Source organism: Bacillus sp. 0209A (genome assembly GCF_036765095.1).
GTDB classification, from domain to species: Bacteria; Bacillota; Bacilli; order Bacillales; family Bacillaceae; genus Bacillus; species Bacillus subtilis_G.
The window spans coordinates 986,388-1,010,600 of record NZ_JBAIZV010000002.1 but is presented as its reverse complement, the minus strand read 5'-3'; the positions used below and the strand labels follow the sequence as shown (position 1 = coordinate 1,010,600).

Sequence of the window (24,213 nt, the reverse complement as noted above, 5' to 3'; positions counted from 1 at the left end):
TAAATGGTAAGGGGCCACCTCCTTAACGTTAATTCTCATTACGACCGTTTAAGAAAATCATCACAAAGCGAAGAAGCTCAAACAGGGAAACCAGGGCGGCGGCCACATATGTTAAGGCAGCAGCGCTCAGCACTTTATTAACCCCATTCTCTTCAGTGTTTCGGATGAATCCTTCTGACACAATAATTTGCTTCGCGCGTGAACTTGCATTAAATTCGACAGGCAGTGTAACCAGCTGGAAAAAGACAGCGGCTGAAAACAGAATGATGCCAAGCCCGATCAAATTAAGGCTGCCGAGAAGCATGCCTCCTAAGAAAAGAAAAGGAGCTACACCGGATGCAAAATTCACGACTGGGAAGATTTTATGTCTCAGCACAAGCGCACCATATGCTTCCTGATGCTGCAAGGCGTGTCCGACTTCATGGGAAGCTACGGAGATGGCGGAAATTGAGCGGCCGTAATAGACCGGCTCAGATAAACGCACCACCCGTCTTGTCGGGTCGTAATGGTCTGTTAAAGTGCCTCTTACCGGTTCGACCGGCACGTCGTAAAGACCGTTTATATCTAAAATCCGTCTTGCCGTTTCTGCCCCTGTACGTCCGCTTGAGGCTTCCACTTTTGAATATTTTTGAAAGTTGCTCTTCACTTTAAATTGTGCCCAAAACGACAATCCCAATGCGGCTATTGTTAAAAATATAAACAGCATTTTTCATCATCCTTTTTCTATGATCAAATCTTTCTTTGTTACGATTATTTTAATGAGTTTTCTTTCTCGTGTACAGAAATGCGCTTCTTCTTCCGGCTCGGGACACACATTCCGATCAGCAGAAAGAACAGTCCTGCTGAAAACAAATAAAAGGCAAAGCCGCCGACATTCTTCTTCAAAAAATGAAGCCAGGAGAAGCCGCCGGAAAAGTGATTATATGAATTCAAATCAAAAATAAACAAAATCACCGCGGATGCCGCAAGCTGGGTTCCGATCAAAACCACGATCGTTCTTTGAATGATCGTCATCTTTTTCATCCTTTTTGCTTTAGTTTATGGAGAAACCCGTTTTTATATGTTTTGTTCATTTTTTGAAAAACATCACCTGAAGTGGGACATACTGTTAGAAAAAAGCACGGGTGTGATGGAAGCCATGAAAGTGACGAGTGAGGAAAAGGAACAGCTGAGCACAGCAATCGACCGAATGAATGAAGGGCTGGATGCATTTATCCAGCTTTATAATGACTCGGAAATCGATGAGCCGCTTATTCAGCTTGAAGATGATACAGCCGATTTGATGAAACAGGCCCGGGATATGTACGGCCAGGAAAAACTAAATGAGAAATTAAACACGATTATTAAACAGATTTTATCCATCTCATTATCTGAAGAAGGAGAAAAAGAATGAAATCAAATCGGATATTTATTTCGTGGCTCAGGTGGCCGTTATTTATCCGAATCGGGGTTATTATTTTATTTCTGATTCTTTTGTTCGGCCAAATCATTTATATACTTGAGCCGAAACAGTTCACTTCGGTATTTGAAGGTATTTGGTGGGCTGTTGTTACCGTTTCGACAGTCGGCTATGGAGACTATGTGCCGCACACGCCGCTGGGACAGGCAGCCGGAATACTGCTGATTTTGACTGGAGCAAGCTTTGTCACCGCCTATTTCGCCACGTTATCAGCGGCCGCATTCAGCAGACAGCACCGCTACATTGAAGGAAAAGTTGCTTACAAAGGGCGGGGCCACATTATTCTGATTGGATGGAACGAAAAAACTAACCGGCTGCTGAAGGCGCTGCAGCTTGCGAATCCTTCCAAGACGGTAGTGCTGATTGATGAATCTTTGAAAGAAGGCCCGCTTATCGAAAACCTTCATTTCATACGGGGCCATGCTGCAGATGATGAGACACTGAAACGGGCCAATATTACTGAAGCTGAATCCGTCATGATTACAGCCGATCAGTATAAAAGTGAAACTGAAGCAGATATGCTGTCAGTGTTGATTCTTTTATCTGTTAAAGGGCTTAACCCCCTTGCTTACTGCATCGTCGAGATTTTGACTGACCGTTTTGTCACCAATGCGGAGCGGGCAGGCGCTAATCAAATCATCGGAACTTCAGAATTTATCAGCCGAGCGATACTGCAGCATTACCAAGTCAAATTACAGCCGTCTAAGCAGAATGGAATCAATCTGACACTAGATCAACATGTAAAGCTCCTTTCTGTTCCTGATCATCTAAAGGGAGCCGCTTACAAAACGTGTGTCCTCTATTTCCTTGATCACAACACTACAATTATCGGCGTACAAAAAGAGGAAGGGCTGGAGATTTCCCCTCCTCTTACATATAAAGTACTCGAAACAGACCAATTTCTTGCGATCTAATGCAGCAGAACATCCTCCAATTCTTTTACAAGAGAGGCGCCGATATCTAAATACGCAGGGTCAATTTCCGCGTCGCGCCTTTCCGGCTCGGAAAATTGATTAAACAGTGATTGAAACGGACCTCCCTCGGCATTGTCGTCAAGCCCCGAATGAAACACCTGCCTCAGCATAAATGGCGTGCCGATCCGAACGGCCGCCCCTCGTTCATCGAGACTACCCTGTACCGCATTGACGGGTATCCTTAAAAACAAATAGCCGTCTTGATCATCAATTTTATAATCAAAGTAGCCGTGATCGTATTCCCAGCCGCCGTTTATTCCATAACCGAGCGGCTTCATGACTTGTTCCAGTTCTTGAAGCAGAAAAGACTGCCCATCTATCGCGGAAGGTATTGTAATCATCAAAATGCCCCTTTTTTCACTTATCCTGTCCTGCCGAACAAGACTTCATTCAAAGGCGAACTACATGGAAATCGTTGTTGTTTCTTTCTTACGGCCAACAGAAAAGAAAGCGCATTCAATTAAAAAGTAAACAGCCATTGCCGCTGCAAGTCCTGCAGCCGATTCCCATGAAAGATAAACAACTGCTGCATAGAGTCCTAATTTAGTGAACAGGGTATGAGATCGTTTTAATTGCATCATCCGGTGTACCGCATCGGTAAAAAGGGCAAGCGGCAAACCAATAAGAAGAAAGGCGTGGATGAAAAAGTGTAATAGCGTACCGCCATAGCTTGAAGAAAACGCTGTGTACACGGAATCGAAGGAGATAAGGAGACATAGAACAGTTGCAGAAAAACCGGCAATGATGAGATGTTTAACCATTTGTTTCATGAACATCAGCACCTTTCTGATTTTATAAAAAGCCGACCGGCACATGCCAGTCAGCTTTCTCACATTACTCTTCCAGACGTTTTTCAAGCTCTGCTTTTTTCTCTTCAAAGCCAGGTTTGCCAAGCAACGCAAACATATTGACTTTATACGCTTCTACTCCAGGCTGGTCAAATGGATTGACGCCAAGGAGATAACCGCTCATCGCGCAGGCTTTTTCGAAGAAATATACAAGGTATCCAAAAGTATATGCGTTCAGCTCAGGAATGTTAACGATTAAGTTCGGAACATTTCCGTCTGTATGGGCAAGCATTGTGCCCTGGAACGCTTTCTTGTTAACGAAATCGACCGTTTTTCCGGCTAAATAGTTTAAGCCGTCAAGATCGTTATCGGCTTCTTCAATTGTCAGCTCATGTTTAGGTTTCTCTACATTCAGCACCGTTTCAAATAAATCTCTGCGGCCTTCTTGTACATACTGGCCTAATGAATGAAGGTCTGTTGAATAGTTAGCTGAAGAAGGATAAATGCCCTTCTCATCTTTCCCTTCACTTTCTCCGAACAGCTGCTTCCACCATTCCGCAAAGTATTGAAGCGCCGGCTCGTAGTTGATGAGCATTTCGATTGTTTTGCCCTTATTATAAAGTACATTGCGAACAACCGCATATTGGTACGCAGGGTTTTCTTCCAATTCAGATGCTGCAAAATCTTTGCTCGCATCCAGTGCGCCTTTCATCATGTCGTCAATGTTGACGCCGCTGACAGCAATCGGCAAGAGGCCAACAGCTGTTAATACAGAATAACGGCCGCCGACATCATCAGGAATGACAAATGTTTCAAAGCCTTCTTCATCAGAAAGCGTTTTTAATGCGCCGCGCTCTTTATCAGTTGTCGCGTAAATCCGCGCTTTCGCTTCTTCTTTGCCGTATTTCTCTTCAAGAAGCTTGCGGAAAATACGGAAAGCGATTGCAGGTTCAGTTGTCGTACCTGATTTAGAAATCACATTTATAGAGAAGTCCACATCTTTAAGAAGATCCATGACATCTCTCATATAAGATGAACTGATGTTGTTTCCGATGAAAATAACTTGCGGATTGCCGCGTTTTGCTTTTGGCAAAGTGTTATAAAACGCGTGATTAAGCGCTTCAATCGCAGCCCGCGCCCCAAGGTAAGAACCGCCGATTCCGACAACAAGCAATACATCAGAGTCAGATTTGATTTTTTCCGCGCTTTTTTTGATGCGCGCGAATTCTTCTTTATCATAATGTTCAGGGAGGTCCACCCAGCCTAGAAAATCACTGCCAGCGCCTGTTTTTTCATGAATATTATGGTGTGCTGTTTTTACAAAGTCCCGCAGGTATGTAAGTTCATGTTCGTTGAAGAAAGTCAACGCTTTTGAGTAGTCAAAGCGTACATGCGTCATTGCTTGTCCCTCCATAACGGTATAATGTTTTCATCTTTCACTTTATATGAACTTATCTGTGAAATCAAGTGAAGAAGAAAGGGCGGAATGATTGGATTCCGCCCTCTAGGTTTATAGTGACGCGCGCAGGATGGCGAGCACGTCATCTTTGTTCAGCTTTTGGAAGTTGCCGAAGCCGCCGTGTTCCATTTCTTTGGCTGCGATATCAGCAATCAGCTCAAGCTTATCTTCTCCGATATCGTAATCGGCAAGGCGGGAAGGCGCGCCGAGGCTTGTCCAGAATGCAGACAGCCTGTCGATGCCTTCAAGCGCGATTTCTTTATCTGTTTTGCCTTCAGTATCAATGGCAAACATGTTGAGCATGAGGTTTTTAAAGCGGCCGACATTTGTATCAAGCGTGTATCTCATCCAGTTCGGGAACAGAATCGCCAGTCCGCCCGCATGCGGAATATCATACACAGCTGAAACGGCGTGCTCCATTGTATGAGAAGCCCAGTCGCCGAAGTAGCCCATCTGGAGCGTGCCGTTTAAAGCGATTGTCCCTGCATACAAAATCGTTTCACGATGTTCGTAGTTCTCCAGATCTTCAAGAAGCTTAGGCGCTGTTTCGATAACCGTCTGCAGAACCGCAAAGCACATTCTGTCTTGAAGCGGTGTATTTTCAACATTATGGAAGTATTGTTCAAATACGTGGCTCATCATGTCAACCATGCCGTATACGGTTTGATTTTCTGGGACAGTGAACGTATTTTTAGGATCTAATATAGAGAAACGCGGATGAGTCACATTGCTGCCCCATACATATTTCTCGTTTGTTTCCCAGTTTGTAATGACGGAATCAGGGTTCATTTCAGAGCCTGTCGCAGCAAGAGTTAAAACAGTGCCGAATGGCAGCGCATCCTCTGCTGTTGCTTTTTTGCTGAAAATATCCCAAGCGTCACCGTCATATTTGACACCGGCAGCAATTGCTTTTGTGCAGTCAATAACGCTTCCACCGCCGACAGCGAGCAGAAAATCAATGTCATGCTCTCTGCATAGGTCTATGCCTTTTTCCACTGTCGCAAGACGCGGATTCGGCTCTACACCTGACAGCTCATGAAAAACTGCGCCTTCTTCTGTTAAAATGCCTGTGACTTGATCATACAGGCCGTTGCGTTTAATGCTGCCCCCGCCGTAGACAAGCAGTACATTCTTTCCATATTGTTTTAATTCTTTTCTTAATTGTTCAATCTGACCTTTTCCGAAGATCAGCTTCGTCGGATTATAATAAGTGAAATTTTCCATTGTGAAACCTCCAAATGACGCTGATTAAAAAACAGATTTTCTATTGTAGCATAAATTTACAAAAAGAAAAGAGAAGCAGACAAACAGCTGCTTCCCCCTTGTTTTATAGAGATGCTTTTAAAATTTCCAGCACATCTTCTTTGTTGAGTGATTTAAACTGGCCGAATGTCCCATTAGCCATAGCCTTGTCAGCAATTGTCTCAAGCTGCTCATCATTAATATCGTAATCAGCAAGACGGTTCGGAGCGCCAAGGCTTGTCCAGAACGCAGACAGCTTATCGATACCTTCACGTGCGATTTCTTCATCTGTTTTACCAGCTTCTTCAACATCAAACACACGAACTGCAAGCTGTTTCATGCGGGCAGGGTTCTCAGACAATGTGTGTCTCATCCAGTTCGGGAACAGAATCGCCAGTCCGCCGGCATGCGGAATATCATAAACGGCTGATACCGCATGTTCAATATTATGAGTTGCCCAATCCCCTCTTGCACCCATAGAAAGCATGCCGTTTAACGCAATTGTTCCTGTGTACAGGATTGTCTCACGCAATTCGTAATTTTCGAGATCATTGATCAGTTTAGGCGCAGTTTCAATGACTGTGCGCAGAAGTGATTCACACATACGGTCCTGATATGGCGTGTTTGATGCATGATGGAAGTATTGTTCGAAAACGTGGCTCATCATGTCAACCATACCGTAGATCGTGTGATTTTTAGGGACTGTAAATGTATTCACCGGATCGAGAATCGAGAATTTAGGGAATACAAGCGGGCTGCCCCAGCCGTATTTTTCTTTTGTTTCCCAGTTTGTAATAACCGAGCCTGAGTTCATTTCAGAACCAGTCGCAGCGAGAGTCAATACGGTTCCGAATGGCAAAGCGTCCTTCGGCTGGTATTTTTTCGTGACGATATCCCACGCATCACCATCATACTTCGCTCCTGCAGCAATCGCCTTTGTACAGTCGATGACACTTCCGCCGCCGACAGCCAGCAAGAAATCTATGTTGTGTTGTTTACAAAGGGCGACACCCTTATTAACAGTCGACACACGCGGATTCGGTTCTACGCCCGCTAATTCATGCACGGTCACTCCGGCTTTTTTCAGCTGTTCAATCACTTGATCATACAGGCCGCTGCGTTTAATGCTTCCGCCTCCATAGACAAGCAATACGTTTTTCCCGTAAGGTTTGAGTTCCTCCGGCAGTCTTTCCACTTCCCCGCGCCCGAAAATTAATTTGGTCGGATTCCAGTATGTAAAGTTTTGCATGACATCTCCTCCTTAGATTATTTATTATGCAGAATGTCCTTACTGTATGTAAAGCAATCAGCTCTCACTGGGCGGCATATCGTATGGTTTGATATTGCAACATGCTGGGAAAGAACTCATATAGGCGAGGGCAGAACAGTTTCCCTCAATATGGAGAATGCATGTATAGATTCTCCAATATGTCACAATCTATAACTGTTTTAATAATTCATGGAGGAGGTTGCAAAACATGAGTACGATCCAGAGAATTTGTCTTGTTTTAACCATCATTGGCGCCATTAACTGGGGACTGATCGGATTTTTCCAATTTGACTTAGTAGCGGCCATCTTCGGCGGCCAAGGGTCAGCCCTTTCCCGTATCATTTACGGACTTGTCGGAATCGCCGGATTAATCAACCTCGGCCTGCTGTTTAAGCCAAACGAGCAAACATCTCGTGAAGAGGCAGCAAATCCTGAGATGCGATAGGATAAAAAATCACCGGACATTTCGGTGCTTCAGCGAGTTGACAAACCTTCGCATTCGTTGTCAGGTCTGCGCGTTGGTGCTCACGGGATTGTACATTCGCTGTGCTCCAATGCTCGCCCTTCCTAGACTTCAAAGGTTTTCAATCACGCTGAAAAAGGAGAAAAAGTCCCAAAACATAGTGTTTTGGGACTTTGCATTAAATCAAAAGCACCGAACATTCCTGTCCGGTGCTTTTTTGATGCTTATTTTTTGATAAGGTCTTTGCGGTTGGACATTTCGATCCACTCTTCAAGCTTATCTTTTAATGTGTTGAAACCTTGTGGTGCAGAAGCTTCTTCGCTTACGTGCGCAGCTTTAGGTTTTCTTGGTTTGCTTTCTTTTTTCTCAGGCGCAGATTGTGTCGCACGAATTGAAAGGCTGATTTTTCCTTTTTCTTCGTCAACAGCAAGTACTTTTACTTGTACTTCGTCGCCAATTGAAAGGTGCTCATTGATATCTTTTACGAAACCATGAGTGACTTCAGAAATGTGTACTAAACCTTGAGTTTCTTCATCTAATGCAACAAACGCACCATACGCTTGTAATCCTGTAACTTTACCAGTGTAAACACTGCCCACTTCAAATTTTGCTGCCATTCATAACAACTCCTAAGTTAAATTAAATATCTGTTTATACGCAATTTAAAATTATATCACAGATGTTTTATTTCCGCAAAGAAAACTTTTATAAAAAATAAGGTTTAAGCATAGCGAAAAGGGGGTAAACTGCAAATACCAAAGGCTTTCTAGTATTCCCCCCTTTTATTGGATGCGAACAAAAGGTTCGTATCTTTTTTTATGTCGTTTTGTTCAGGAAGCGCTTCATTCTGACTAACGCTTCTTGAAGCTGCTCGATCGAGGTTGCGTATGAACAGCGAATATAGCCTTCACCGCTCGGACCAAACACACTTCCCGGAACAACAGCCACTTTTTCCTGTGTCAGAAGCTCTTCGGCAAACTGCTCCGAGCTCATCCCCGTGCTTTTGATGGATGGAAAAGCATAGAAAGCGCCGCCTGGATGATGACAGCTGAGGCCGATTTCATTGAGCGTTTCCACAAACAAATTCCGTCTTCTTCGATAACTTTTTTTCATTTTTTCTACATCTTCCATGCCGTTCTTCAGGCCTTCCAAGGCGGCAAACTGCGCCATTGCCGGCGCGCACATCATGGCATACTGGTGAATTTTAAGCATTGCATCCCGAAGCACAGGTGGCGCTGCTGCAAAACCGAGCCTCCAGCCCGTCATCGCAAACGCTTTTGAAAAGCCCGAGATGACAACCGTCCGTTCCTTCATTTCCGGTAATGCCGCTATGCTTGTGAACTCCTCATCATATGTCAGCTCCGCGTAGATCTCATCGGCTAAGACGATTACGTCATGTTTTTTGGCAAACTCCGCAATTTCATTCAGCTCTTCCTTCGAATAAACCGAACCTGTCGGATTCGATGGCGAGCAGATGAGAATGGCTTTTGTTTTTCCGGTGACAGCCGCTTCAAAATCCGCCGCCGTCGCTTTAAATCCTTTGTCTGCCGTTGTATGGACATGAACCGGAATGCCGCCTGCCAAAGAAACGAGCGCATCGTACGCCACAAAACACGGCTCAGGAATGATGACTTCCTCACCTGGATTCACAATAGCGCGGATCGCAATATCCAAAGCCTGACTCGCCCCTACGGTCACAATGAGCTCATTGTCTGGCGAATAGCGAAGATCAAACCTGCTGCTCAAATAACGGCTGATTTCCTCACGCAATGAGTATAAACCGGCATTGGCTGTGTACGACGTATATCCTTGTTCAAGAGAAAGAATGCTTGCTTCGCGTACATTCCATGCAGTAACAAAATCAGGCTCGCCGACGCCTAAAGAAATCACGCCTTCCATCGTTGCCGCCAAATCAAAGAATTTGCGGATGCCGGACGGTTTTATTTGTTGTACATAGTCAGATAAATACGAAGTCATTTACGGTGACACCACGATTCTTTTGTCGTCGTCTCCTGTTTCAAACACTTTGCCGTCATGCTTGTATTTTTTCAGGATAAAATGAGTGGTTGTCGATACAACTGAATCAAGGGTTGACAGTTTATCTGAAACAAAACGCGCTACGTCAGACATCGAATGACCGCGAATCACGACAGATAAATCGTACACGCCTGACATCAGGTAAACTGATTCAACCTCTTGGAATCGATAAATGCGTTCCGCCACTTCATCAAAACCGACTCCCCGCTTCGGCGTTACTTTGACGTCAATCATGGCTGTGACACCTTCATGTCCGTCGACTTTTCGCCAGTCAATCATAGCGGAATAATCGATGATAACCTTTTCTTTTTCCAGTTTGTCAATAATTGCTTTTACTTCATTGACAGGGATGCCCGCCATCTTTGCGATTGTTTCGAAATCGGCGCGGCTGTTTTCGTCTAAAATTTCTAATATTTCTGTTTCTTTTTCTGTCAATTTCATTCAATTCACACCTTTGCAATGTCAAGAAATCTTCATGACATTATATCACGTTTTTTGACGAATGCTAAGAAAAAAACGAGGAGAAACTTCCGCTAGAATTGACAATTTCAGGGCACAATACAGACATCACATGAAAGGGAGTGACACGAATGGAGGCGATTTCACCAATAAGGCGGCTTACAGTCGATGGGGTAAATGTATACTGCGAACATTATCAAAATCCGGGCAGGCAAACACTTGTCTGCGTACACGGTTTTTTATCGTCTGCCTTCAGCTTCAGAAAAGTAATCCCTCTGCTTCGGGACAAGTACGACATCATCGCACTTGATTTGCCTCCTTTCGGCCAATCTGAAAAATCAAGAACCTTTATCTATACGTATCAAAATCTCGCTAAGCTTGTCATTAGGATTTTGGAACACTTGCAAGTGAAACAGGCTGCGCTTGTCGGCCATTCTATGGGCGGGCAGATATCGCTGGCTGCTGCGCTGCAAAAGCCGGAGCTTTTTACAAAGGTTGTACTGCTCTGCAGTTCAGGGTATTTAAAACGTTCACACCCGACGATCATTTTCGGGACCCACCTCCCGTATTTTCATCTTTATATTAAGCGCTGGCTTTCGAAAGAAGGCGTGGTGAAAAATTTATTGAATGTTGTGCATGACAAATCGCTGATTGATGAGGAGATGATTGACGGCTATGGCAGGCCGTTTCAAGACGAGGAGATTTTCAGAGCCATGACAAAGTTTATCCGCCATAGAGAAGGAGACTTAGAATCCGAGCAATTAAAGAAAATGAACAAGCCTGCTCTATTGATTTGGGGCGAGGAGGACCGAATTGTCCCTGTGGAGATTGGTAAACGGCTGCACAGGGATTTGCCTGATTCCGTGCTGTACTCACTTGGCCAGACCGGACATCTGGTGCCTGAGGAACGGCCTGAATTCGTTTCAGAACACATTGCGGAGTTCATCAAATAACAAAAAAACCGGATTGATACCGGTTTTTTAAGGCGTGCAGGAGCTGCTGTTTTTAATGAATAAAAGCTGGCCAGCCACTTCCCGGCAGCTGCCGATCGGCAGCGTTTGTTCAAAAGAAGTTTCAAATATACCCTGAATGCTTTTCGCCAGCACGTTGGGATCGTCTTCATCATAGACCGCCTGTACGACATCAACAGCCTCGGTTTCGTAAAACTCTTCTCCATATTTAAACGGGTCCCACTTGGCAATGATCTTGATCATTTCCCTGACCGCTTGACTTTCTTCCATATTGATCACCGCTTATAATAAAATTTGGAGTTTTATTTTATCATAGTTACGCTAAGATGAATAAACCAACATGAGGGGGTAACAGAATGAACTTTGATAAACGAGAAGAACGCCTTGGCACCCAATCGGTCAAATGGGACAAAACAGGCGAATTATTCGGCGTGGAAGACGCACTCCCGATGTGGGTGGCAGATATGGATTTCCGCGCGCCGGAAGCAATAACTGAAGCATTAAAAGAGCGCCTCAGCCACGGGATTTTCGGTTATACGGCTCCAGATCAAAAAACGAAGAATGCTGTGTGCGGATGGATGCAAAGCAGGCACGGCTGGAAGGTAAACCCGGAAAGCATTACATTCAGCCCGGGCGTTGTCACAGCTTTGAGCATGGCGGTACAAGCTTTCACGGAACCTGAAGATCAAGTGGTTGTCCAGCCTCCTGTTTATACGCCCTTTTACCATATGATTGAGAAAAACGGCCGGCATGTTTTACATAATCCGCTGCTTGAAAAAGAAGGCGCATATGAAATAGATTTTGAAGATTTGGAGACGAAACTTAGTGATCCAAGCGTCAAATTGTTCATTTTATGCAATCCTCATAACCCGTCAGGACGTTCATGGGGACGGGAAGATTTACTGAAGCTCGGCGAATTGTGTATTGAGCACGGCGTCACAATTGTATCAGATGAAATCCATTCCGATTTAATGCTGTACGGTCACAAACATACGCCGTTCGCTTCTCTCTCTGACGATTTCGCCGAGATTTCCGTGACATGTGCTGCGCCAAGCAAAACATTTAATATCGCCGGATTACAGGCGTCAGCCATCATTATTCCTGATCGGCTGAAGCGCGCCAAGTTTTCCGCAAGCCTGCAGCGCAACGGTTTAGGCGGGCTGAACGCGTTTGCCGTCACTGCGATCGAAGCCGCTTATTCAAAAGGCGGGCCATGGCTCGATGAATTGATCTCTTACCTTGAGAAAAACATGAACGAAGCAGAAGCCTTTTTGAGCAACGAGCTCCCAAAAGTTAAAATGATGAGACCGGATGCATCATACCTGATCTGGCTCGATTTCAGCGCTTACGGCTTGTCCGACGCGGAGCTTCAGCAAAGGATGCTGAAAAAGGGAAAAATCATTTTAGAGCCAGGGACGAAATACGGGCCTGGCGGAGAAGGGTTTATGCGTCTGAACGCGGGATGCTCTCTCGCAACCTTGCAGGACGGCCTGCGCCGCATCAAAGCGGCATTAGCGTAAATATAACTGTTGAACGCCTTTACGTCTTCATTCGTAAAGGCGTTCTTAATAAAGGAATTTTATTTTTCCCTTCTAATATTTAGTGTTATAATAGATTCATATTTTATATGAAAGGATTTCACAACGAATGGAAATTCTAAAAGACTACCTCCTGCATATCTGCTTTATTTTGTTTCCTATTCTTCTTTACCAAGTGTTTTGGCTCGGAAAGCCGGCGATCCTTGTGCCAAAAATAAACAGCGTATTGGTCACGTTGTTCGCGTGCGGCGCCTCCATCTTATGCATTGTATTCCCTATTCGGGAAATGGACTACATACAGTACGGCCTTCAGATGATTCCTATCATCATTTGTTTATTTTACATTAGTACTGCTTCCGGACTTACAGTCGCCGTATCTGTCTTATGTTTTGAACTGCTGTTTTATGAACCTTCCGCAATGTTTGTTTTCACTTTGCTGCCTTTTCTTATTCTCATCCCAATTTTATTTCAGAAAAAATGGCCATTCATGTCCAAAGCGAGAAAGCTGATGCTGACTTTATTGATCGGCTGCTCGGAGATCTTCTTGGTTTTCGCCTCCAGCTTGATTTTTTCCGCCTTAAATATTTTAAATTTTCAAAATTCAGGAATTTTACTTTATGAGGCGGCTGTCTCAGGGCTGTTCCGCTCCAGCGTTCTTCTTTTAAGCATCTATATTATCGAAAGCATCGCCGAAAATATCGCCCTGCGTTCACAGCTGATCCATTCAGAAAAAATGACGATTGTGAGTGAACTGGCAGCGAGCGTCGCTCATGAAGTCAGAAATCCGCTGACTGTTGTCCGCGGGTTTGTCCAGCTGCTTTTTAATGACGAAACCCTTCAAAACCAATCGAGTACGGATTACAAAAAGCTTGTACTGTCAGAACTTGACCGGGCGCAAGGCATTATTACAAACTATCTCGATATGGCCAAACAGCAATTGTACGAAAAAGAAGTTTTTGATTTATCAGCGCTTATCAAAGAGACAAGCTCCCTTATGGTATCGTATGCCAATTATAAGTCTGTAACTGTCGAGGCTGAAGCAGAGCCGGGCCTTTATATATATGGAGACGCAACAAAGCTGAAGCAGGCAGTCATCAACCTGATGAAAAACAGCATTGAAGCGGTTCCCCATGGGAAGGGAGTGATTCACATATCAGCCAAAGGAAGTGGCCATACGATTATGGTAAACATCTCAGATAACGGGGTCGGCATGACAGACCATCAGATGCAAAAACTTGGCGAACCTTATTATTCATTAAAAACAAATGGAACGGGGCTCGGGCTCTCCGTTACCTTTTCAATTATTGAACATCATCACGGGACCATTTCGTTTAACAGCAGTTTCCAAAGAGGCACCACCGTAACAATTAAACTTCCCGCCAACCTTCCTCACTAGCAAATCGAGAGGAACTTTAATAGAATAAAGGCGAGGTGATGACAAATGAGCACGTTTGAGACAGGCTCTATCGTTAAAGGATTTTATAAAACAGGTGTATACATAGGAGAAATCACCGCTTGCAGGCCGCAGCATTATTTAGTGAAAATCAAAGCGGTTCTCACCCATCCCGCTCAAGGAGACCTTCATCATCCAAAACAGGCGGATGTGCCGTTTTTTCATGAGAGAAAAGCGCTCGCATACGGTGAACAGACCAACATCCCCCATCATATGGTGAAGCCTTATGACGGTGAAGTGCCAGATTATAACGAGTCTCTGCGGGAGGCGGCAGCACAGCTGAGAGCCAAATTAAATGAGGATGGTTCGGAGTGGGCAAAGCGCTCCCTGAATAATCTGGATATTTTAGAAAAAGAGTATTATAACCGGCCGTAACCCAGTCTGACAAAAGATTGGGTTTTTTACGTTGCGCGCTTGAACAGTTCGGATAAATCGATTCTTTCGCCGATTGTCGGCGGTTTTGGCTTTTCGAGATACTGCTTATCCTGTTCAACAAGCTTAAAAAGCTTATGTGCTGTGAGGGCATCATCAAGCGCTTTATGATGGGTGCCCGTTCCGGCATCTCCATACTCCTCGGCAGCTTTCCACAAACCCGTCAGTGTCCGGTCTCCAAAAAAGTTTTTGTATTCGAGCGATAAATCTCTCATTTCCCCCTTAAAAGGGAATGGAATATGGTTAAACATACAGTTTTGCTTCAGTACCTTCATGTCCATGTTTCCCCACGTAATAATTGTGCTGTTTTTCTCAGGGTCCAGTTCGTTTAGTTTACGGATGAAATCCTCGAACCTCATCCCCTCGTCTACCTGCTTTTGCGTTATCTTTAAAAATGATTTGCAGCGTTTCGTCAGCTTCGGGAATTTTTTCGGTCTGACATAGCTAGAAAACGTCTCAACTACTTCATCATCAACCGACTTTACAATTCCGGCTTCAATGATTTCCGGGAAAAAGTTTTGCGGACTGTACTTCCCCTCAGGCATCGTAAATTCGAAATCAATAATGAGTAAGCTGTTTGTCGTCACCTTTTTACACCTGCCTTTCCTCCGATCAGAAAATACTATCTTTATAGTATATCAATTCATCTTCTCGACCTTTCTTCATTTTCTAAAAATAATGAATTTTCCCAGCCGCTTTGTTTCTTTTAAATCGTGAATCGTTTCTTTATAATTGGTAAGGAACCCGAAATAATAAGAAGGTGATGTTATTTCTAACCGTAAGAAGAACTTCGTCATTGTGTGGCTGGCGAACTTTTTTGTCTCAGCCAGCACAACGATGATCGTTCCTTTTCTCTCCTTATACATTGAGACGCTCAGCACTTTTTCAAACGGCTTTGTGCAAAGATGGAGCGGCTATGTGTTCGGCATTACATTTCTCATGGCGTTTTTGGTATCGCCGTTTTGGGGGCGGTTCGGAGACAAACACGGATACAAGAAAATCCTTATGGCAACCGGAACAGGCATTGCCCTCAGCATTTTATTCATGGGCTTTGTTACATCGGTGTACCAATTGTTTTTTCTGCGTATGGCGATGGGTCTTGTAACCGGATTTATTCCGACCTCTCTTGCGATGATTTCGGCACAGACTCCGAAGAACTCAGCCGGCAAAACACTCGGCACGCTGCAAATGGGGCAAGTGTCCGGAAGCTTGTTCGGCCCGCTTTTGGGAGGCTTGCTTGCTGATCGTTTCGGCTTTACGTATACCTTTTTTATCACATCCTTTGTGATTTTTTCATCTGTTCTTCTCGTGTTATTTGGGGTCAAAGAACAGCCTCTTGCAGAGAAGACAGCCAAACGTAAGACATACACGAGAAAAGAAGTGTTCTCCTATATTTTTCACCAGCCGGCGCTTTGGGTCATGATGCTGTTAACCATGCTGATTCAAACAGGCAATTTTAGTATCCAGCCGTTGCTCGCTCTATATGTAAATGAGCTGCACGGACCTGTTAATCTGGCCTTTTTCTCCGGCATGGCATTTTCAGCAACGGGACTCGGAAGTTTGCTGCTGGCTAGAAAATGGGGCGACCTGGGCGACCGCTACGGCCACCGGCGCATTTTAATCGGACTTTTACTCGCTGCCTCTTTCTTTTTTATTCCGCAGGCGCTCGCGTCCTCACTCAGCGTGCTCCTTGTGTTCAGATTTTTATTTGGAATGGCGATGGGCGGCTTGCTGCCATGCATTACGGCAGCGATCCGCGTTCAGGCTCCCGGCAGCATTCAAGGGGAAATCCTCGGCTACAATGTCAGCTTTCGCTTTTTAGGAAACGTGCTCGGGCCTCTTATCGGCGGAATCATATCGAGCCATTTTACAATTTCGGCCGTCTTTTATGTCACAGCGTTTCTCTTTTTCGCCGGCGCGTGCATGCTTTGGATGATGCAGAAGTTCCGGAGGGAATCTTATGCCAAAGCAAGCTGATTCTCAGAAAAAACTGAGGCATCTTCTAAATTTAACCTTCTCGTAAACTCAAAAGAATGGTACGATATGGCTAGAATTTAGGAGAAAAGAGAGTGACCATGTTACGAAAAATAATCGGATGGATTTTGCTCCTTTGCATAATCCCATTGTTTGCATTTACAGTTATCGCTTCCGGAAAAGAAGTAAAACAAATGAAGTCCCTGGATCAGGTGCTTGATAAAAATATTAATCTGAAAGATATCAGCCTCGTTCAGAACAGCTACATGTATGACAGGGACGGCTCCCTTGTCTCGGAAATTGTCAGCGATCATGAAAACCGCGTGCTCGTTCCATTTGACAAGATTCCCGAGGAAGTCAAACAGATTTTCTTAACGTCTGAGGACCGGCATTTTTACGAGCATAAAGGCTTTGACTTTATGGGAATGGTGCGGGCAACCGCTTCTAATGTAAAAGACAAGAAAATTGACCAAGGCGCCAGCACCATCACGCAGCAGCTTTCAAGAAACTTGTATTTGAGCCACGAACGCTCCTTCAGCCGCAAGCTGACTGAGCTCGCGTATTCCTATCAGCTAGAGAAAAAGTATACGAAAAATGAAATACTTGAAGCTTACTTAAATACCATTTATTTCAACAATGGGGTTTACGGCGTCGGTTCAGCGGCTGAATTCTATTTCAGCAAACCGCTGAAGTCTCTCACAGTAGGTGAAATGGCTTTTATCTGCTCTATACCTAATAACCCTACATTATATGATCCTCTCAAGCATTTTGACTACACGAAAAGCCGTCAAGAACGTTTGCTTAAAGGGTTAAAAGATGCCGGGGTCATTACGGATAAAGAGCTCAAAAAAGCCGTCAAACAAAAAATCAAACTGGATGTTGAAAAGAGAGAAGACAAATATCCGGACTACGTTTCCTACGTCAGTGATGAATTCACTCAGCTAGTGTCTGAATCAGAAGGCTTTGATAAACGGCTTCAAAAAGCGTCAGGGAAACAAAAAGAAAAGATAGAAAACGAGCTCTCCGCAAAAGTCAGTACACTGATGAAAGACGGCGTAAAAATTTATACCGCACTTGATCCGTACATGCAAAATCAAGTTGTGGCACAAATGAATTCCAAACTCCCGTATGCAAACGTTCAGGGCGGAGCGGCTGTGATTAATCACCAGACGCATCAAATCATCGCTCTATCCGGCGGGAAAAACTATCAAAAATATGATTTTAACCGCGCCTATCAGGCATACAGACAGCCAGGTTCATCCATTAAGCCGCTGCTTGATTACGGGCCTTATATTGAACAGACCGGCGCGACAGCAAGCAGCACCATCGATGCCAGCAAGTTTTGCAGCAGAGATTATTGTCCGCAAAACTACAATAACCGCACGTACGGCACAGTGACGATCGATACTGCGTTTAAAAATTCATACAATACACCGGCCATTAGAATGCTGGATCGTGTGGGCATCCAAAAAGCATTCAGTTATATCGAGCCGTACCATTTCGCCAAACTTGTCGACAGCGACTACCTTCTCCCGGCGGCGCTTGGCGGGTTTACAAACGGTATGACGCCTCTTGAGATGACAAGGGCGTATACGACATTCGGCAACAGCGGAAGCTATATGCCGAGCCATGCGATTACAAAGGTGACAGACTTAAAAGGAAAAACGCTTTATAAATGGAATGAGAAACCGACTCAAATATTCAGCGTCCGCACGAATATGCAGTTGAAGAAACTGATGAATTCCGTTGTGAAAAGCGGGACAGGAAAAAAAGCATATTTTAAAGCGCCTTACATTGGCGGTAAAACAGGAACATCAAATGATTATCACGACATGTGGTTCGTCGGCCTGACAGATACGTACACAATGGGTGTCTGGGTCGGAAAGGATACACCGAGCAGCGTTGAATATCTTCACAGCATCAGTCCTCAGCTTTCCATCTGGAAAGGAACGCTGCAAGCGGCTTATTAAAGGATCGGAGGGGATATGGCGTGACATCAGAACAAATTCCAAATCGCGTTTTGCTGTTTGACGGCGTGTGCAATTTATGCAATGGCGCCGTGCAATTTATCATTAAACGTGATCCAGACGGATTGATTTCTTTTACATCGCTGCAGTCGGAAACAGGACAGAGCCTGCTGAAAAAAAGCGGGCTCCCGACTGATCAGTTTGACAGTTTTGTCTTTATTGAAGACGGCCAAGTATACACAAAATCAACTGCAGCCATCAAGGTTCTCAGACATCTGCGAGGCCCATGGCGGCTCTTCGTCCTGTTTTTTGCAGTGCCGAAACCTGTCAGAGATATGATCTATTCTTTCATTGCCAAAAACCGCTATAAGTGGTTTGGCAAAAAAAATGAATGTATGCTCCCCTCCCCTTCTATTAAAAAAAGATTTTTACCATAAACGAAAAAATGGCTAGCTTACACAGGTAAGCTAGCCATTATGCTATTATAAAGCTTGATAAATATGAACAGAATACCGATAACAAAGGTAAACCAAAACAGCAGTTCCAATAGAATGAATCCGACTAATGACATGAGAGAAAGCGTTGGATAAATCCGGTATACGATAAAAACAAAGTAAACAAGCGTAACGACCGCAAACCAGATAACAATCCAGATGACATTTTGCAAAAGCACAAAGGATAAAATCCCGCCGCCTAAATAAACCATGGAACCCATTCTGATTGTTTTCAGGTTGTTCCCTTCCGGATCATTAGCAAAAAACAGCAATGACAGTTCGGTCACGGTATTCGCAATTAATTTCAGAGCGGACAGAACCATAAAATATAAAAGTGCAAAGGCGGCAAATAACGCAAGCCTGATCCCTTTCTCTGAAAAATAGTCAAGCATTCCATCATACATTCCGAAAGAAGACAGCAGCTTCAACGCGTAAAGTGAAGTGGAAATCGATAAAGACGAACTAAAAAGCAGGATCGCAATCAGCGGAAAGTATCCTGTCAAATAAGTATTTTTCATATAAAAAAGTCCCTTTCTATAATCTACCTCATTTATTATGGAGGACTTAAAACGCATTGACAAGATAAATTATTCCATTTTTTCTCCTTTTTACGAATTAAGATCCCAAATCTTCACAAAGCAGCATTTTGAGGGTAAAGTAGTACGCAGGAATCATAAAACGTAAGGAAGTTTTATATGAAAAAAACATTAAAATTGCAAACCAGACTCACCATATTTGTTTGTATCGTTGTGTTAATCGCACTGCTCATTACATTTTTCACAGTCGGTGCCCAAACCACCCAACGGGTTAGAGATGAAGAAAAAACCACAGCGCTGCAGACTGCTGAAATGGTGGCCGAAGCGCCGATTACAGCCGTATCTTTAGAGAGCGGAGAAAAACAGAAGGAACTACAAAGCTACACAAAACGGGTTCAGAACATCACCGGCACGGAATTTGTTGTCGTCATGGATATGAACGGCATTCGCAAAACCCATCCTGACACGAGCAAAATTGGAAAAAAATTCATGGGCGGCGATGAATCCGAAGCATTAAAAGGACATGTTCATATCAGCACGGCCTCTGGCACGCTCGGGAAATCACAGAGGGCATTCGTCCCTGTCTACGCGGGGAATGGAAAACAAGTCGGTGCAGTCGCGGTCGGCATCACCGTAAATGAAATTGATGAAGTTATCAGCCATAGCTTACGTCCGCTCTACTTTATTATCTGCGTCAGCATTTTCGTCGGTGTGATCGGAGCTGTTATCGTTGCCCGTACGGTGAAAAATATCATGTACGGTCTTGAACCTTATGAAATTGCGACTCTTCTCGAAGAACGAAGTGCGATGCTGGAATCGACAAAGGAAGGAATACTCGCTGTCGATGAACACGGCAAAATTAAACTTGCCAATGCGGAAGCAAAGCGCCTATTCGTGAAAATGGGCATCAACACAAATCCTTTCGATCAGGATGTCAATGACATTCTGCCGAAAAGCCGCCTGAAAAAGGTCATTGAGACAAAAAAACCTCTTCAAGACAGAGACATCCGCATTAACGGACTGGAGCTTGTGTTTAATGAAGTTCCCATCCAGCTGAAAGGACAAACCGTCGGAGCGATTGCGACATTTCGTGACAAAACCGAGGTAAAACACTTAGCTGAACAGCTTTCCGGTGTTAAAATGTATGCAAACGCACTGAGAGCGCAGTCTCATGAATTTATGAACAAACTGCATGTCATATTAGGTCTCGTCCAGCTGAAAGAGTATGACGACCTTGAAGATTATATAAAAGATATTGCCATTCAGCAAAAGTCAGAAACAAGCGAAATTATAAATGATATCAAAAGCTCCGTGCTGGCCGGTTTTCTGCTTGGAAAACAGAGCTTCATACGGGAGCAGGGCGCAAATCTTGATATTGAATGCAGCGGTGTCATCCCGAACGCGGCAGACCCTTCAGTCATTCATGAACTCATTACAATCATTGGAAATCTCATCAACAACGGGCTGGACGCCGTTGCCAATATGCCGAAAAAACAAATCACCATGTCCATGCGTTTTCATAACAGCATACTGGACATTGAAATTACCGATACAGGTGCAGGCATGTCTGAAGAAGATCAAGCCAAAGTGTTTGAACAAGGCTATTCAACAAAGGGCAAGAACCGGGGATTCGGCCTTTCTTTTACACAGCAAAGCATCGAAAATTTAAAGGGCCAAATGATTCTCACAAGCGAAAAGAATGAAGGAACGACATTCAGTCTTCGCGTCCCGTACGAACCGAAGGAGGAAAATCATGATTAATGTACTAATAGTTGAAGATGACCCCATGGTGGGTGAATTAAATAAAAGATACTTAAGCCAAATAGAAGGCTTTCAGCTGAAAGGCATCGCCTCTTCCTTTCAAAGCGCTCTGCATATTTTAGGAGAGCATCACATCGACCTCATTTTGCTCGATATTTATATGCCGGGTAAAAACGGGCTGGAACTGCTAACGGAACTGAGAGCACAAAATGAAGCAGTTGACGTGATTGTGATCTCGGCGGCCAGTGAGCTTGACGTGATCAAGAAAACACTTCGTTACGGCGCTGTCGATTATTTAATCAAACCGTTTGAATTTGAACGTTTCCAAACAGCCCTGTCTGATTACAGGCGGAAACAAAAGGTTTATTCAACCCATCGCAACATGAGCCAAAAAGAACTGGACGCCGAGCTTTTTCAAAAGAAAGAAGCAACAGAAAAAGTACAGCTTCCTAAAGGCCTGACAAAAAGCACGCTGAATCTGATTTGGTCCAGTATCCAATCATTTGAAAATGAATCTTTTACGACAGAAGACTTAGCAAAGCATACAGAAATCTCTCAAGTATCCATACGAAAATACTTGAAATTTCTTGAAGATATACAGGTTCTGAATGTAGAAATGGCGTACGGAACAATCGGAAGACCTGTGTTTCAGTACAACGTCAACACAGGAAACTTTAACGGAATTAAGCAATATCTATAAGAAAACGCACTGTTCACTCTGAAGCGCCGTTAACTAAACCGTTATAAAAGCAACGGCTCACTCTAAAGACATATCTATGACTCTGATCTCTTAACAATTCTCGCTTGGCTAATGCCGGGCGTGCCTCGCATAAAAGGAAAACGATAAAACATTCTCCCTGGGAAGACGCTTCTCAGGGATTTTTTCTAATCCAAACGTCCTCATTAATTTAATTGTTTATCAGTTTTTTAACTTAAAAAAATATGAAGTGTTAACGCTTTCTTGTAGACTGTAACAAACAATACATGGGGGTGTATGACATGGGAGCAATTCCAAAATCAGGGGTAAATTCACCTGAACAAAAAGACCTACAGGAGAAAAACCTGTTTCAAAAAATATGGACTTGGGAAATCGGTGTGATTCCTTTGCCATTATACACAGTATTAGCTGTTATTATTATTCTTTCAGCGTATTACAATGAGCTGCCCGCAAATATGCTTGGCGGGTTTGCTATCATCATGATTCTGGGTGTGTTTCTTGGAGACATCGGCCAGCGCATTCCGATATTGAAGGATATTGGCGGCCCTGCCATTTTATCTTTGTTTGTCCCTTCATTTTTAGTCTTTTACAATGTGCTGAATCCAACATCTATAGACGCTGTAACCAATTTGATGAAAACGTCTAACTTCCTTTATTTTTATATCGCTTGTCTTGTTGTGGGAAGTATTCTCGGAATGAACAGAACTGTTTTAATACAAGGTTTTATCAGAATGTTCGTTCCACTCGTTGCGGGAACGATCGCGGCGGTTACAGCCGGCATACTTGTCGGATTTATTTTTGGCTACAGCGCCTATGATTCCTTTTTCTTTGTCGTTGTTCCGATTATTGCCGGGGGAATAGGAGAAGGCATTTTACCGCTTTCGATCGCCTATTCACAAATACTCGGTTCATCCGCTGATGTGTATGTGTCTCAGCTGGTTCCTGCCGCTATTATCGGAAACGTTTTTGCTATCATCTGTGCAGCTTTAATGAAAAAGCTTGGCGATAAGCGTCCAGATCTAAATGGAAACGGACGGCTTGTCAAATCTAAAAAAGCAAATGAGATTTTCAATCAAAAAGAAGCCGAAGCAAAAATTGATTTTAAACTGATGGGAGCCGGTGTTCTGCTCGCGTGTACATTCTTTATTTTCGGCGGGTTATTGGAGAAATTTCTCTTCATCCCGGGCGCGATCTTGATGATTATTTCAGCTGCGGCTGTCAAGTATGCGAATATTCTTCCGAAAAAAATGGAAGATGGCGCCTACCAGCTTTATAAATTTGTTTCGTCCAGCTTTACATGGCCGCTGATGGTCGGTCTCGGGGTCCTCTTTATTCCGTTAGATGACGTGGCGGCTGTGATTTCTATTCCGTTTGTCATCATATGTATTTCAGTTGTTGTCGCAATGATTGCTTCTGGATATTTTGTGGGCAAGCTGATGAACATGTACCCGGTTGAATCCGCAATCGTGACCTGCTGCCACAGCGGTCTCGGCGGAACGGGTGATGTTGCGATTTTATCAGCGTCAGGAAGAATGGGCCTTATGCCGTTCGCCCAAATTTCCACCCGTCTCGGCGGTGCAGGCACAGTCATTTGCGCGACAGTTCTGCTTCGTTTTTTCACTTCATAAACAGAGAAAGAGTTCCGTTCTATGCGGAACAGTCAGCGTGTCGACAAACCCTCGCATTCGTTGTCAGGCCTGCGCGTCGGTGCTCACGAATTCCAACATTCGCTGTGCTCCGATGCTCGCCCTTCCTAGACTTCAAGGGTTTTCAATCACGCTGACAAGATGACAAAGTCCTAAAACGAAAACCGTTTTAGGACTTTGTCAACAATCTGAGAGTTCCGTTCTATGCGGAACTCTTTTTTTATCTGTTCACAATCCGAATATACTCTCGGGGAGCAAACGGCATATCCTTTGATTCCATCTCACTCATTCTGGCTGACAGGTGGTGCTCCAGTAAATACAGCTCCCACTCATCACTAGCCGCCGTACCGCTGCGCCCGTCATATTGATTTAAAATGAATGCACCCGTAAATACTGTGCAGAATAAACCCGAACATATCAAAACCTTTCTCTTCACATGACCAGCTCCTTACATTCAGCTTGAGCAGGAATGATTTTAAATATACAAATAGGTTTATTTTTGTTAGACTTATTTTAAGGTCAAAAGAACTCATAAAATCCTATTTTGCAGTTCGAAGCATGGCGGCTTGCAG

Annotated in this window: 28 protein-coding genes; 13 read left to right on the top strand and 15 right to left on the bottom strand. The window is 44.0% G+C overall.

Annotated elements, in window-relative coordinates:
* Window positions 1-28 precede the first annotated feature (28 nt).
* Window positions 29-706: a zinc metallopeptidase gene (locus tag V6D44_RS10310; protein ID WP_087993375.1), complete on the bottom strand. Its 678-nt coding sequence runs from the start codon at window positions 704-706 to the stop codon at window positions 29-31.
* 44 nt (window positions 707-750) lie between these two features.
* Window positions 751-1,014: a hypothetical protein gene (locus V6D44_RS10305; RefSeq protein WP_087993376.1), complete on the bottom strand. Its 264-nt coding sequence runs from the start codon at window positions 1,012-1,014 to the stop codon at window positions 751-753.
* Window positions 1,015-1,060: 46 nt separating this feature from the next.
* Between V6D44_RS10305 and mstX the strand changes: the two genes are divergently transcribed.
* Entirely contained in the window at window positions 1,061-1,393 is a 333-nt protein-coding gene (gene mstX / locus V6D44_RS10300; RefSeq protein ID WP_087993377.1) for a biofilm formation protein MstX, read from the top strand.
* Window positions 1,390-2,373 carry a potassium channel family protein gene (locus V6D44_RS10295; protein ID WP_087993378.1) on the top strand — a complete coding sequence of 328 codons (984 nt, stop codon included), beginning with the start codon at window positions 1,390-1,392 and terminating at the stop codon, window positions 2,371-2,373. Before mstX ends, V6D44_RS10295 begins: the two co-directional genes overlap by 4 nt.
* Here V6D44_RS10295 and V6D44_RS10290 read toward each other — a convergent pair.
* The 5 genes from V6D44_RS10290 to V6D44_RS10270 all read right to left on the bottom strand — a co-directional run bounded on the left by V6D44_RS10290 (window position 2,370) and on the right by V6D44_RS10270 (window position 7,171).
* Window positions 2,370-2,774: a YugN-like family protein gene (locus tag V6D44_RS10290; RefSeq protein WP_087993379.1), complete on the bottom strand. Its 405-nt coding sequence runs from the start codon at window positions 2,772-2,774 to the stop codon at window positions 2,370-2,372. The genes V6D44_RS10295 and V6D44_RS10290 overlap by 4 nt on opposite strands.
* A 60-nt stretch (window positions 2,775-2,834) precedes the next feature.
* Window positions 2,835-3,209 carry a hypothetical protein gene (locus V6D44_RS10285; protein WP_202328238.1) on the bottom strand — a complete coding sequence of 125 codons (375 nt, stop codon included), beginning with the start codon at window positions 3,207-3,209 and terminating at the stop codon, window positions 2,835-2,837.
* 58 nt (window positions 3,210-3,267) lie between these two features.
* Window positions 3,268-4,620 carry a glucose-6-phosphate isomerase gene (locus V6D44_RS10280; protein ID WP_148963938.1) on the bottom strand — a complete coding sequence of 451 codons (1,353 nt, stop codon included), beginning with the start codon at window positions 4,618-4,620 and terminating at the stop codon, window positions 3,268-3,270.
* Between the two features lie 111 nt (window positions 4,621-4,731).
* On the bottom strand, window positions 4,732-5,904 hold the full coding sequence (locus V6D44_RS10275) for an iron-containing alcohol dehydrogenase (protein ID WP_087993381.1): 1,173 nt from the start codon (window positions 5,902-5,904) through the stop codon (window positions 4,732-4,734).
* Between the two features lie 103 nt (window positions 5,905-6,007).
* Complete coding sequence (locus V6D44_RS10270) at window positions 6,008-7,171, bottom strand: iron-containing alcohol dehydrogenase (protein WP_202328149.1); 1,164 nt, start codon at window positions 7,169-7,171, stop codon at window positions 6,008-6,010.
* Between the two features lie 229 nt (window positions 7,172-7,400).
* On the opposite strand from V6D44_RS10270, the gene V6D44_RS10265 reads away from it, so the two are divergent.
* Window positions 7,401-7,637 carry a DUF378 domain-containing protein gene (locus tag V6D44_RS10265; protein WP_010329881.1) on the top strand — a complete coding sequence of 79 codons (237 nt, stop codon included), beginning with the start codon at window positions 7,401-7,403 and terminating at the stop codon, window positions 7,635-7,637.
* A gap of 242 nt (window positions 7,638-7,879) precedes the next feature.
* Here V6D44_RS10265 and yugI read toward each other — a convergent pair whose 3' ends face one another.
* The 3 genes from yugI to V6D44_RS10250 form a co-directional block, all read right to left on the bottom strand.
* Window positions 7,880-8,272, bottom strand: a complete 393-nt coding sequence (yugI, locus tag V6D44_RS10260) for a S1 domain-containing post-transcriptional regulator GSP13 (RefSeq protein WP_253268523.1) — start codon at window positions 8,270-8,272, stop codon at window positions 7,880-7,882.
* Window positions 8,273-8,471: 199 nt separating this feature from the next.
* Window positions 8,472-9,632 (bottom strand): aminotransferase, encoded by a 1,161-nt coding sequence (locus V6D44_RS10255; protein WP_087993384.1) that lies wholly within the window; start codon window positions 9,630-9,632, stop codon window positions 8,472-8,474.
* On the bottom strand, window positions 9,633-10,133 hold the full coding sequence (locus V6D44_RS10250; RefSeq protein WP_202328148.1) for an Lrp/AsnC family transcriptional regulator: 501 nt from the start codon (window positions 10,131-10,133) through the stop codon (window positions 9,633-9,635).
* Between the two features lie 149 nt (window positions 10,134-10,282).
* Here V6D44_RS10250 and V6D44_RS10245 point away from each other — a divergent pair, with 149 nt between their 5' ends.
* Window positions 10,283-11,104: an alpha/beta fold hydrolase gene (locus V6D44_RS10245; RefSeq protein ID WP_087993386.1), complete on the top strand. Its 822-nt coding sequence runs from the start codon at window positions 10,283-10,285 to the stop codon at window positions 11,102-11,104.
* 27 nt (window positions 11,105-11,131) lie between these two features.
* Here the strand turns inward: V6D44_RS10245 and V6D44_RS10240 are convergent, their stop codons facing one another.
* Window positions 11,132-11,392 carry a YugE family protein gene (locus V6D44_RS10240; protein WP_087993387.1) on the bottom strand — a complete coding sequence of 87 codons (261 nt, stop codon included), beginning with the start codon at window positions 11,390-11,392 and terminating at the stop codon, window positions 11,132-11,134.
* A gap of 86 nt (window positions 11,393-11,478) precedes the next feature.
* On the opposite strand from V6D44_RS10240, the gene patB reads away from it, so the two are divergent.
* The 3 genes from patB to kapB all read left to right on the top strand — a co-directional run bounded on the left by patB (window position 11,479) and on the right by kapB (window position 14,488).
* Window positions 11,479-12,642 carry a cystathionine beta-lyase PatB gene (patB, locus tag V6D44_RS10235; RefSeq protein ID WP_253268525.1) on the top strand — a complete coding sequence of 388 codons (1,164 nt, stop codon included), beginning with the start codon at window positions 11,479-11,481 and terminating at the stop codon, window positions 12,640-12,642.
* Between the two features lie 127 nt (window positions 12,643-12,769).
* Window positions 12,770-14,056, top strand: coding sequence for a sensor histidine kinase (locus V6D44_RS10230; protein ID WP_087993389.1), 1,287 nt, complete (start codon window positions 12,770-12,772; stop codon window positions 14,054-14,056).
* A gap of 45 nt (window positions 14,057-14,101) precedes the next feature.
* Entirely contained in the window at window positions 14,102-14,488 is a 387-nt protein-coding gene (gene kapB / locus V6D44_RS10225) for a kinase-associated lipoprotein KapB (protein ID WP_087993390.1), read from the top strand.
* A 26-nt stretch (window positions 14,489-14,514) separates the two neighbouring features.
* Here kapB and kapD read toward each other — a convergent pair whose 3' ends face one another.
* On the bottom strand, window positions 14,515-15,132 hold the full coding sequence (gene kapD, locus V6D44_RS10220) for a 3'-5' exonuclease KapD (RefSeq protein WP_087993391.1): 618 nt from the start codon (window positions 15,130-15,132) through the stop codon (window positions 14,515-14,517).
* A gap of 75 nt (window positions 15,133-15,207) precedes the next feature.
* Window positions 15,208-15,411 carry a hypothetical protein gene (locus V6D44_RS10215; RefSeq protein WP_087993410.1) on the bottom strand — a complete coding sequence of 68 codons (204 nt, stop codon included), beginning with the start codon at window positions 15,409-15,411 and terminating at the stop codon, window positions 15,208-15,210.
* Here V6D44_RS10215 and V6D44_RS10210 point away from each other — a divergent pair.
* The 3 genes from V6D44_RS10210 (at window position 15,314) to V6D44_RS10200 (ending at window position 18,923) form a co-directional block, all read left to right on the top strand.
* The gene (locus V6D44_RS10210; protein ID WP_333516490.1) at window positions 15,314-16,522 is read left to right on the top strand and encodes a multidrug efflux MFS transporter; all 1,209 of its coding nucleotides are present in this window, start codon (window positions 15,314-15,316) and stop codon (window positions 16,520-16,522) included. The two genes, V6D44_RS10215 and V6D44_RS10210, sit on opposite strands and share 98 nt — an antisense overlap.
* A 92-nt stretch (window positions 16,523-16,614) precedes the next feature.
* A complete protein-coding gene (locus V6D44_RS10205) occupies window positions 16,615-18,489 on the top strand; it encodes a transglycosylase domain-containing protein (protein ID WP_087993393.1) in 1,875 nt (624 codons plus the stop codon).
* 20 nt (window positions 18,490-18,509) lie between these two features.
* The gene (locus V6D44_RS10200) at window positions 18,510-18,923 is read left to right on the top strand and encodes a thiol-disulfide oxidoreductase DCC family protein (protein WP_087993394.1); all 414 of its coding nucleotides are present in this window, start codon (window positions 18,510-18,512) and stop codon (window positions 18,921-18,923) included.
* A 17-nt stretch (window positions 18,924-18,940) separates the two neighbouring features.
* Here V6D44_RS10200 and V6D44_RS10195 read toward each other — a convergent pair whose 3' ends face one another.
* Window positions 18,941-19,498 carry a YufK family protein gene (locus tag V6D44_RS10195; protein WP_087993395.1) on the bottom strand — a complete coding sequence of 186 codons (558 nt, stop codon included), beginning with the start codon at window positions 19,496-19,498 and terminating at the stop codon, window positions 18,941-18,943.
* Window positions 19,499-19,675: 177 nt separating this feature from the next.
* On the opposite strand from V6D44_RS10195, the gene maeL reads away from it, so the two are divergent.
* From maeL to maeN, 3 genes are all read left to right on the top strand, one after another.
* Window positions 19,676-21,277, top strand: coding sequence for a two-component system sensor histidine kinase MaeL (maeL, locus tag V6D44_RS10190; protein WP_087993396.1), 1,602 nt, complete (start codon window positions 19,676-19,678; stop codon window positions 21,275-21,277).
* Complete coding sequence (gene maeM / locus V6D44_RS10185) at window positions 21,270-21,977, top strand: two-component system response regulator MaeM (protein ID WP_087993397.1); 708 nt, start codon at window positions 21,270-21,272, stop codon at window positions 21,975-21,977. The genes maeL and maeM overlap by 8 nt, the downstream gene beginning before the upstream one ends.
* Window positions 21,978-22,276: 299 nt before the next feature.
* Window positions 22,277-23,623, top strand: a complete 1,347-nt coding sequence (maeN, locus tag V6D44_RS10180; protein ID WP_333516468.1) for a sodium/malate symporter MaeN — start codon at window positions 22,277-22,279, stop codon at window positions 23,621-23,623.
* A gap of 238 nt (window positions 23,624-23,861) precedes the next feature.
* On the opposite strand, the gene V6D44_RS10175 is transcribed toward maeN, so the two are convergent.
* Window positions 23,862-24,077, bottom strand: coding sequence for a hypothetical protein (locus V6D44_RS10175; RefSeq protein ID WP_087993399.1), 216 nt, complete (start codon window positions 24,075-24,077; stop codon window positions 23,862-23,864).
* Between the last annotated feature and the right edge of the window lie 136 nt (window positions 24,078-24,213).

Bases quoted from the DNA above. Each gene is read 5' to 3' on its own strand.
- maeM (WP_087993397.1), top strand. From the start codon at position 21,270: ATGATTAATGTACTAATAGTTGAAGATGACCCCATGGTGGGTGAATTA.
- kapB (WP_087993390.1), top strand. From the start codon at position 14,102: ATGAGCACGTTTGAGACAGGCTCTATCGTTAAAGGATTTTATAAAACA.
- V6D44_RS10230 (WP_087993389.1), top strand. From the start codon at position 12,770: ATGGAAATTCTAAAAGACTACCTCCTGCATATCTGCTTTATTTTGTTT.
- V6D44_RS10310 (WP_087993375.1), bottom strand. From the start codon at position 706: ATGCTGTTTATATTTTTAACAATAGCCGCATTGGGATTGTCGTTTTGG.
- yugI (WP_253268523.1), bottom strand. From the start codon at position 8,272: ATGGCAGCAAAATTTGAAGTGGGCAGTGTTTACACTGGTAAAGTTACA.
- V6D44_RS10195 (WP_087993395.1), bottom strand. From the start codon at position 19,498: ATGAAAAATACTTATTTGACAGGATACTTTCCGCTGATTGCGATCCTG.
- maeL (WP_087993396.1), top strand. From the start codon at position 19,676: ATGAAAAAAACATTAAAATTGCAAACCAGACTCACCATATTTGTTTGT.
- V6D44_RS10270 (WP_202328149.1), bottom strand. From the start codon at position 7,171: ATGCAAAACTTTACATACTGGAATCCGACCAAATTAATTTTCGGGCGC.
- V6D44_RS10285 (WP_202328238.1), bottom strand. From the start codon at position 3,209: ATGTTCATGAAACAAATGGTTAAACATCTCATCATTGCCGGTTTTTCT.
- mstX (WP_087993377.1), top strand. From the start codon at position 1,061: ATGTTTTGTTCATTTTTTGAAAAACATCACCTGAAGTGGGACATACTG.
- V6D44_RS10275 (WP_087993381.1), bottom strand. From the start codon at position 5,904: ATGGAAAATTTCACTTATTATAATCCGACGAAGCTGATCTTCGGAAAA.
- V6D44_RS10280 (WP_148963938.1), bottom strand. From the start codon at position 4,620: ATGACGCATGTACGCTTTGACTACTCAAAAGCGTTGACTTTCTTCAAC.
- maeN (WP_333516468.1), top strand. From the start codon at position 22,277: ATGGGAGCAATTCCAAAATCAGGGGTAAATTCACCTGAACAAAAAGAC.
- V6D44_RS10255 (WP_087993384.1), bottom strand. From the start codon at position 9,632: ATGACTTCGTATTTATCTGACTATGTACAACAAATAAAACCGTCCGGC.
- V6D44_RS10290 (WP_087993379.1), bottom strand. From the start codon at position 2,774: ATGATTACAATACCTTCCGCGATAGATGGGCAGTCTTTTCTGCTTCAA.
- V6D44_RS10265 (WP_010329881.1), top strand. From the start codon at position 7,401: ATGAGTACGATCCAGAGAATTTGTCTTGTTTTAACCATCATTGGCGCC.
- V6D44_RS10245 (WP_087993386.1), top strand. From the start codon at position 10,283: ATGGAGGCGATTTCACCAATAAGGCGGCTTACAGTCGATGGGGTAAAT.
- patB (WP_253268525.1), top strand. From the start codon at position 11,479: ATGAACTTTGATAAACGAGAAGAACGCCTTGGCACCCAATCGGTCAAA.
- V6D44_RS10240 (WP_087993387.1), bottom strand. From the start codon at position 11,392: ATGGAAGAAAGTCAAGCGGTCAGGGAAATGATCAAGATCATTGCCAAG.
- V6D44_RS10295 (WP_087993378.1), top strand. From the start codon at position 1,390: ATGAAATCAAATCGGATATTTATTTCGTGGCTCAGGTGGCCGTTATTT.
- V6D44_RS10215 (WP_087993410.1), bottom strand. From the start codon at position 15,411: ATGTATAAGGAGAGAAAAGGAACGATCATCGTTGTGCTGGCTGAGACA.
- V6D44_RS10250 (WP_202328148.1), bottom strand. From the start codon at position 10,133: ATGAAATTGACAGAAAAAGAAACAGAAATATTAGAAATTTTAGACGAA.
- V6D44_RS10305 (WP_087993376.1), bottom strand. From the start codon at position 1,014: ATGACGATCATTCAAAGAACGATCGTGGTTTTGATCGGAACCCAGCTT.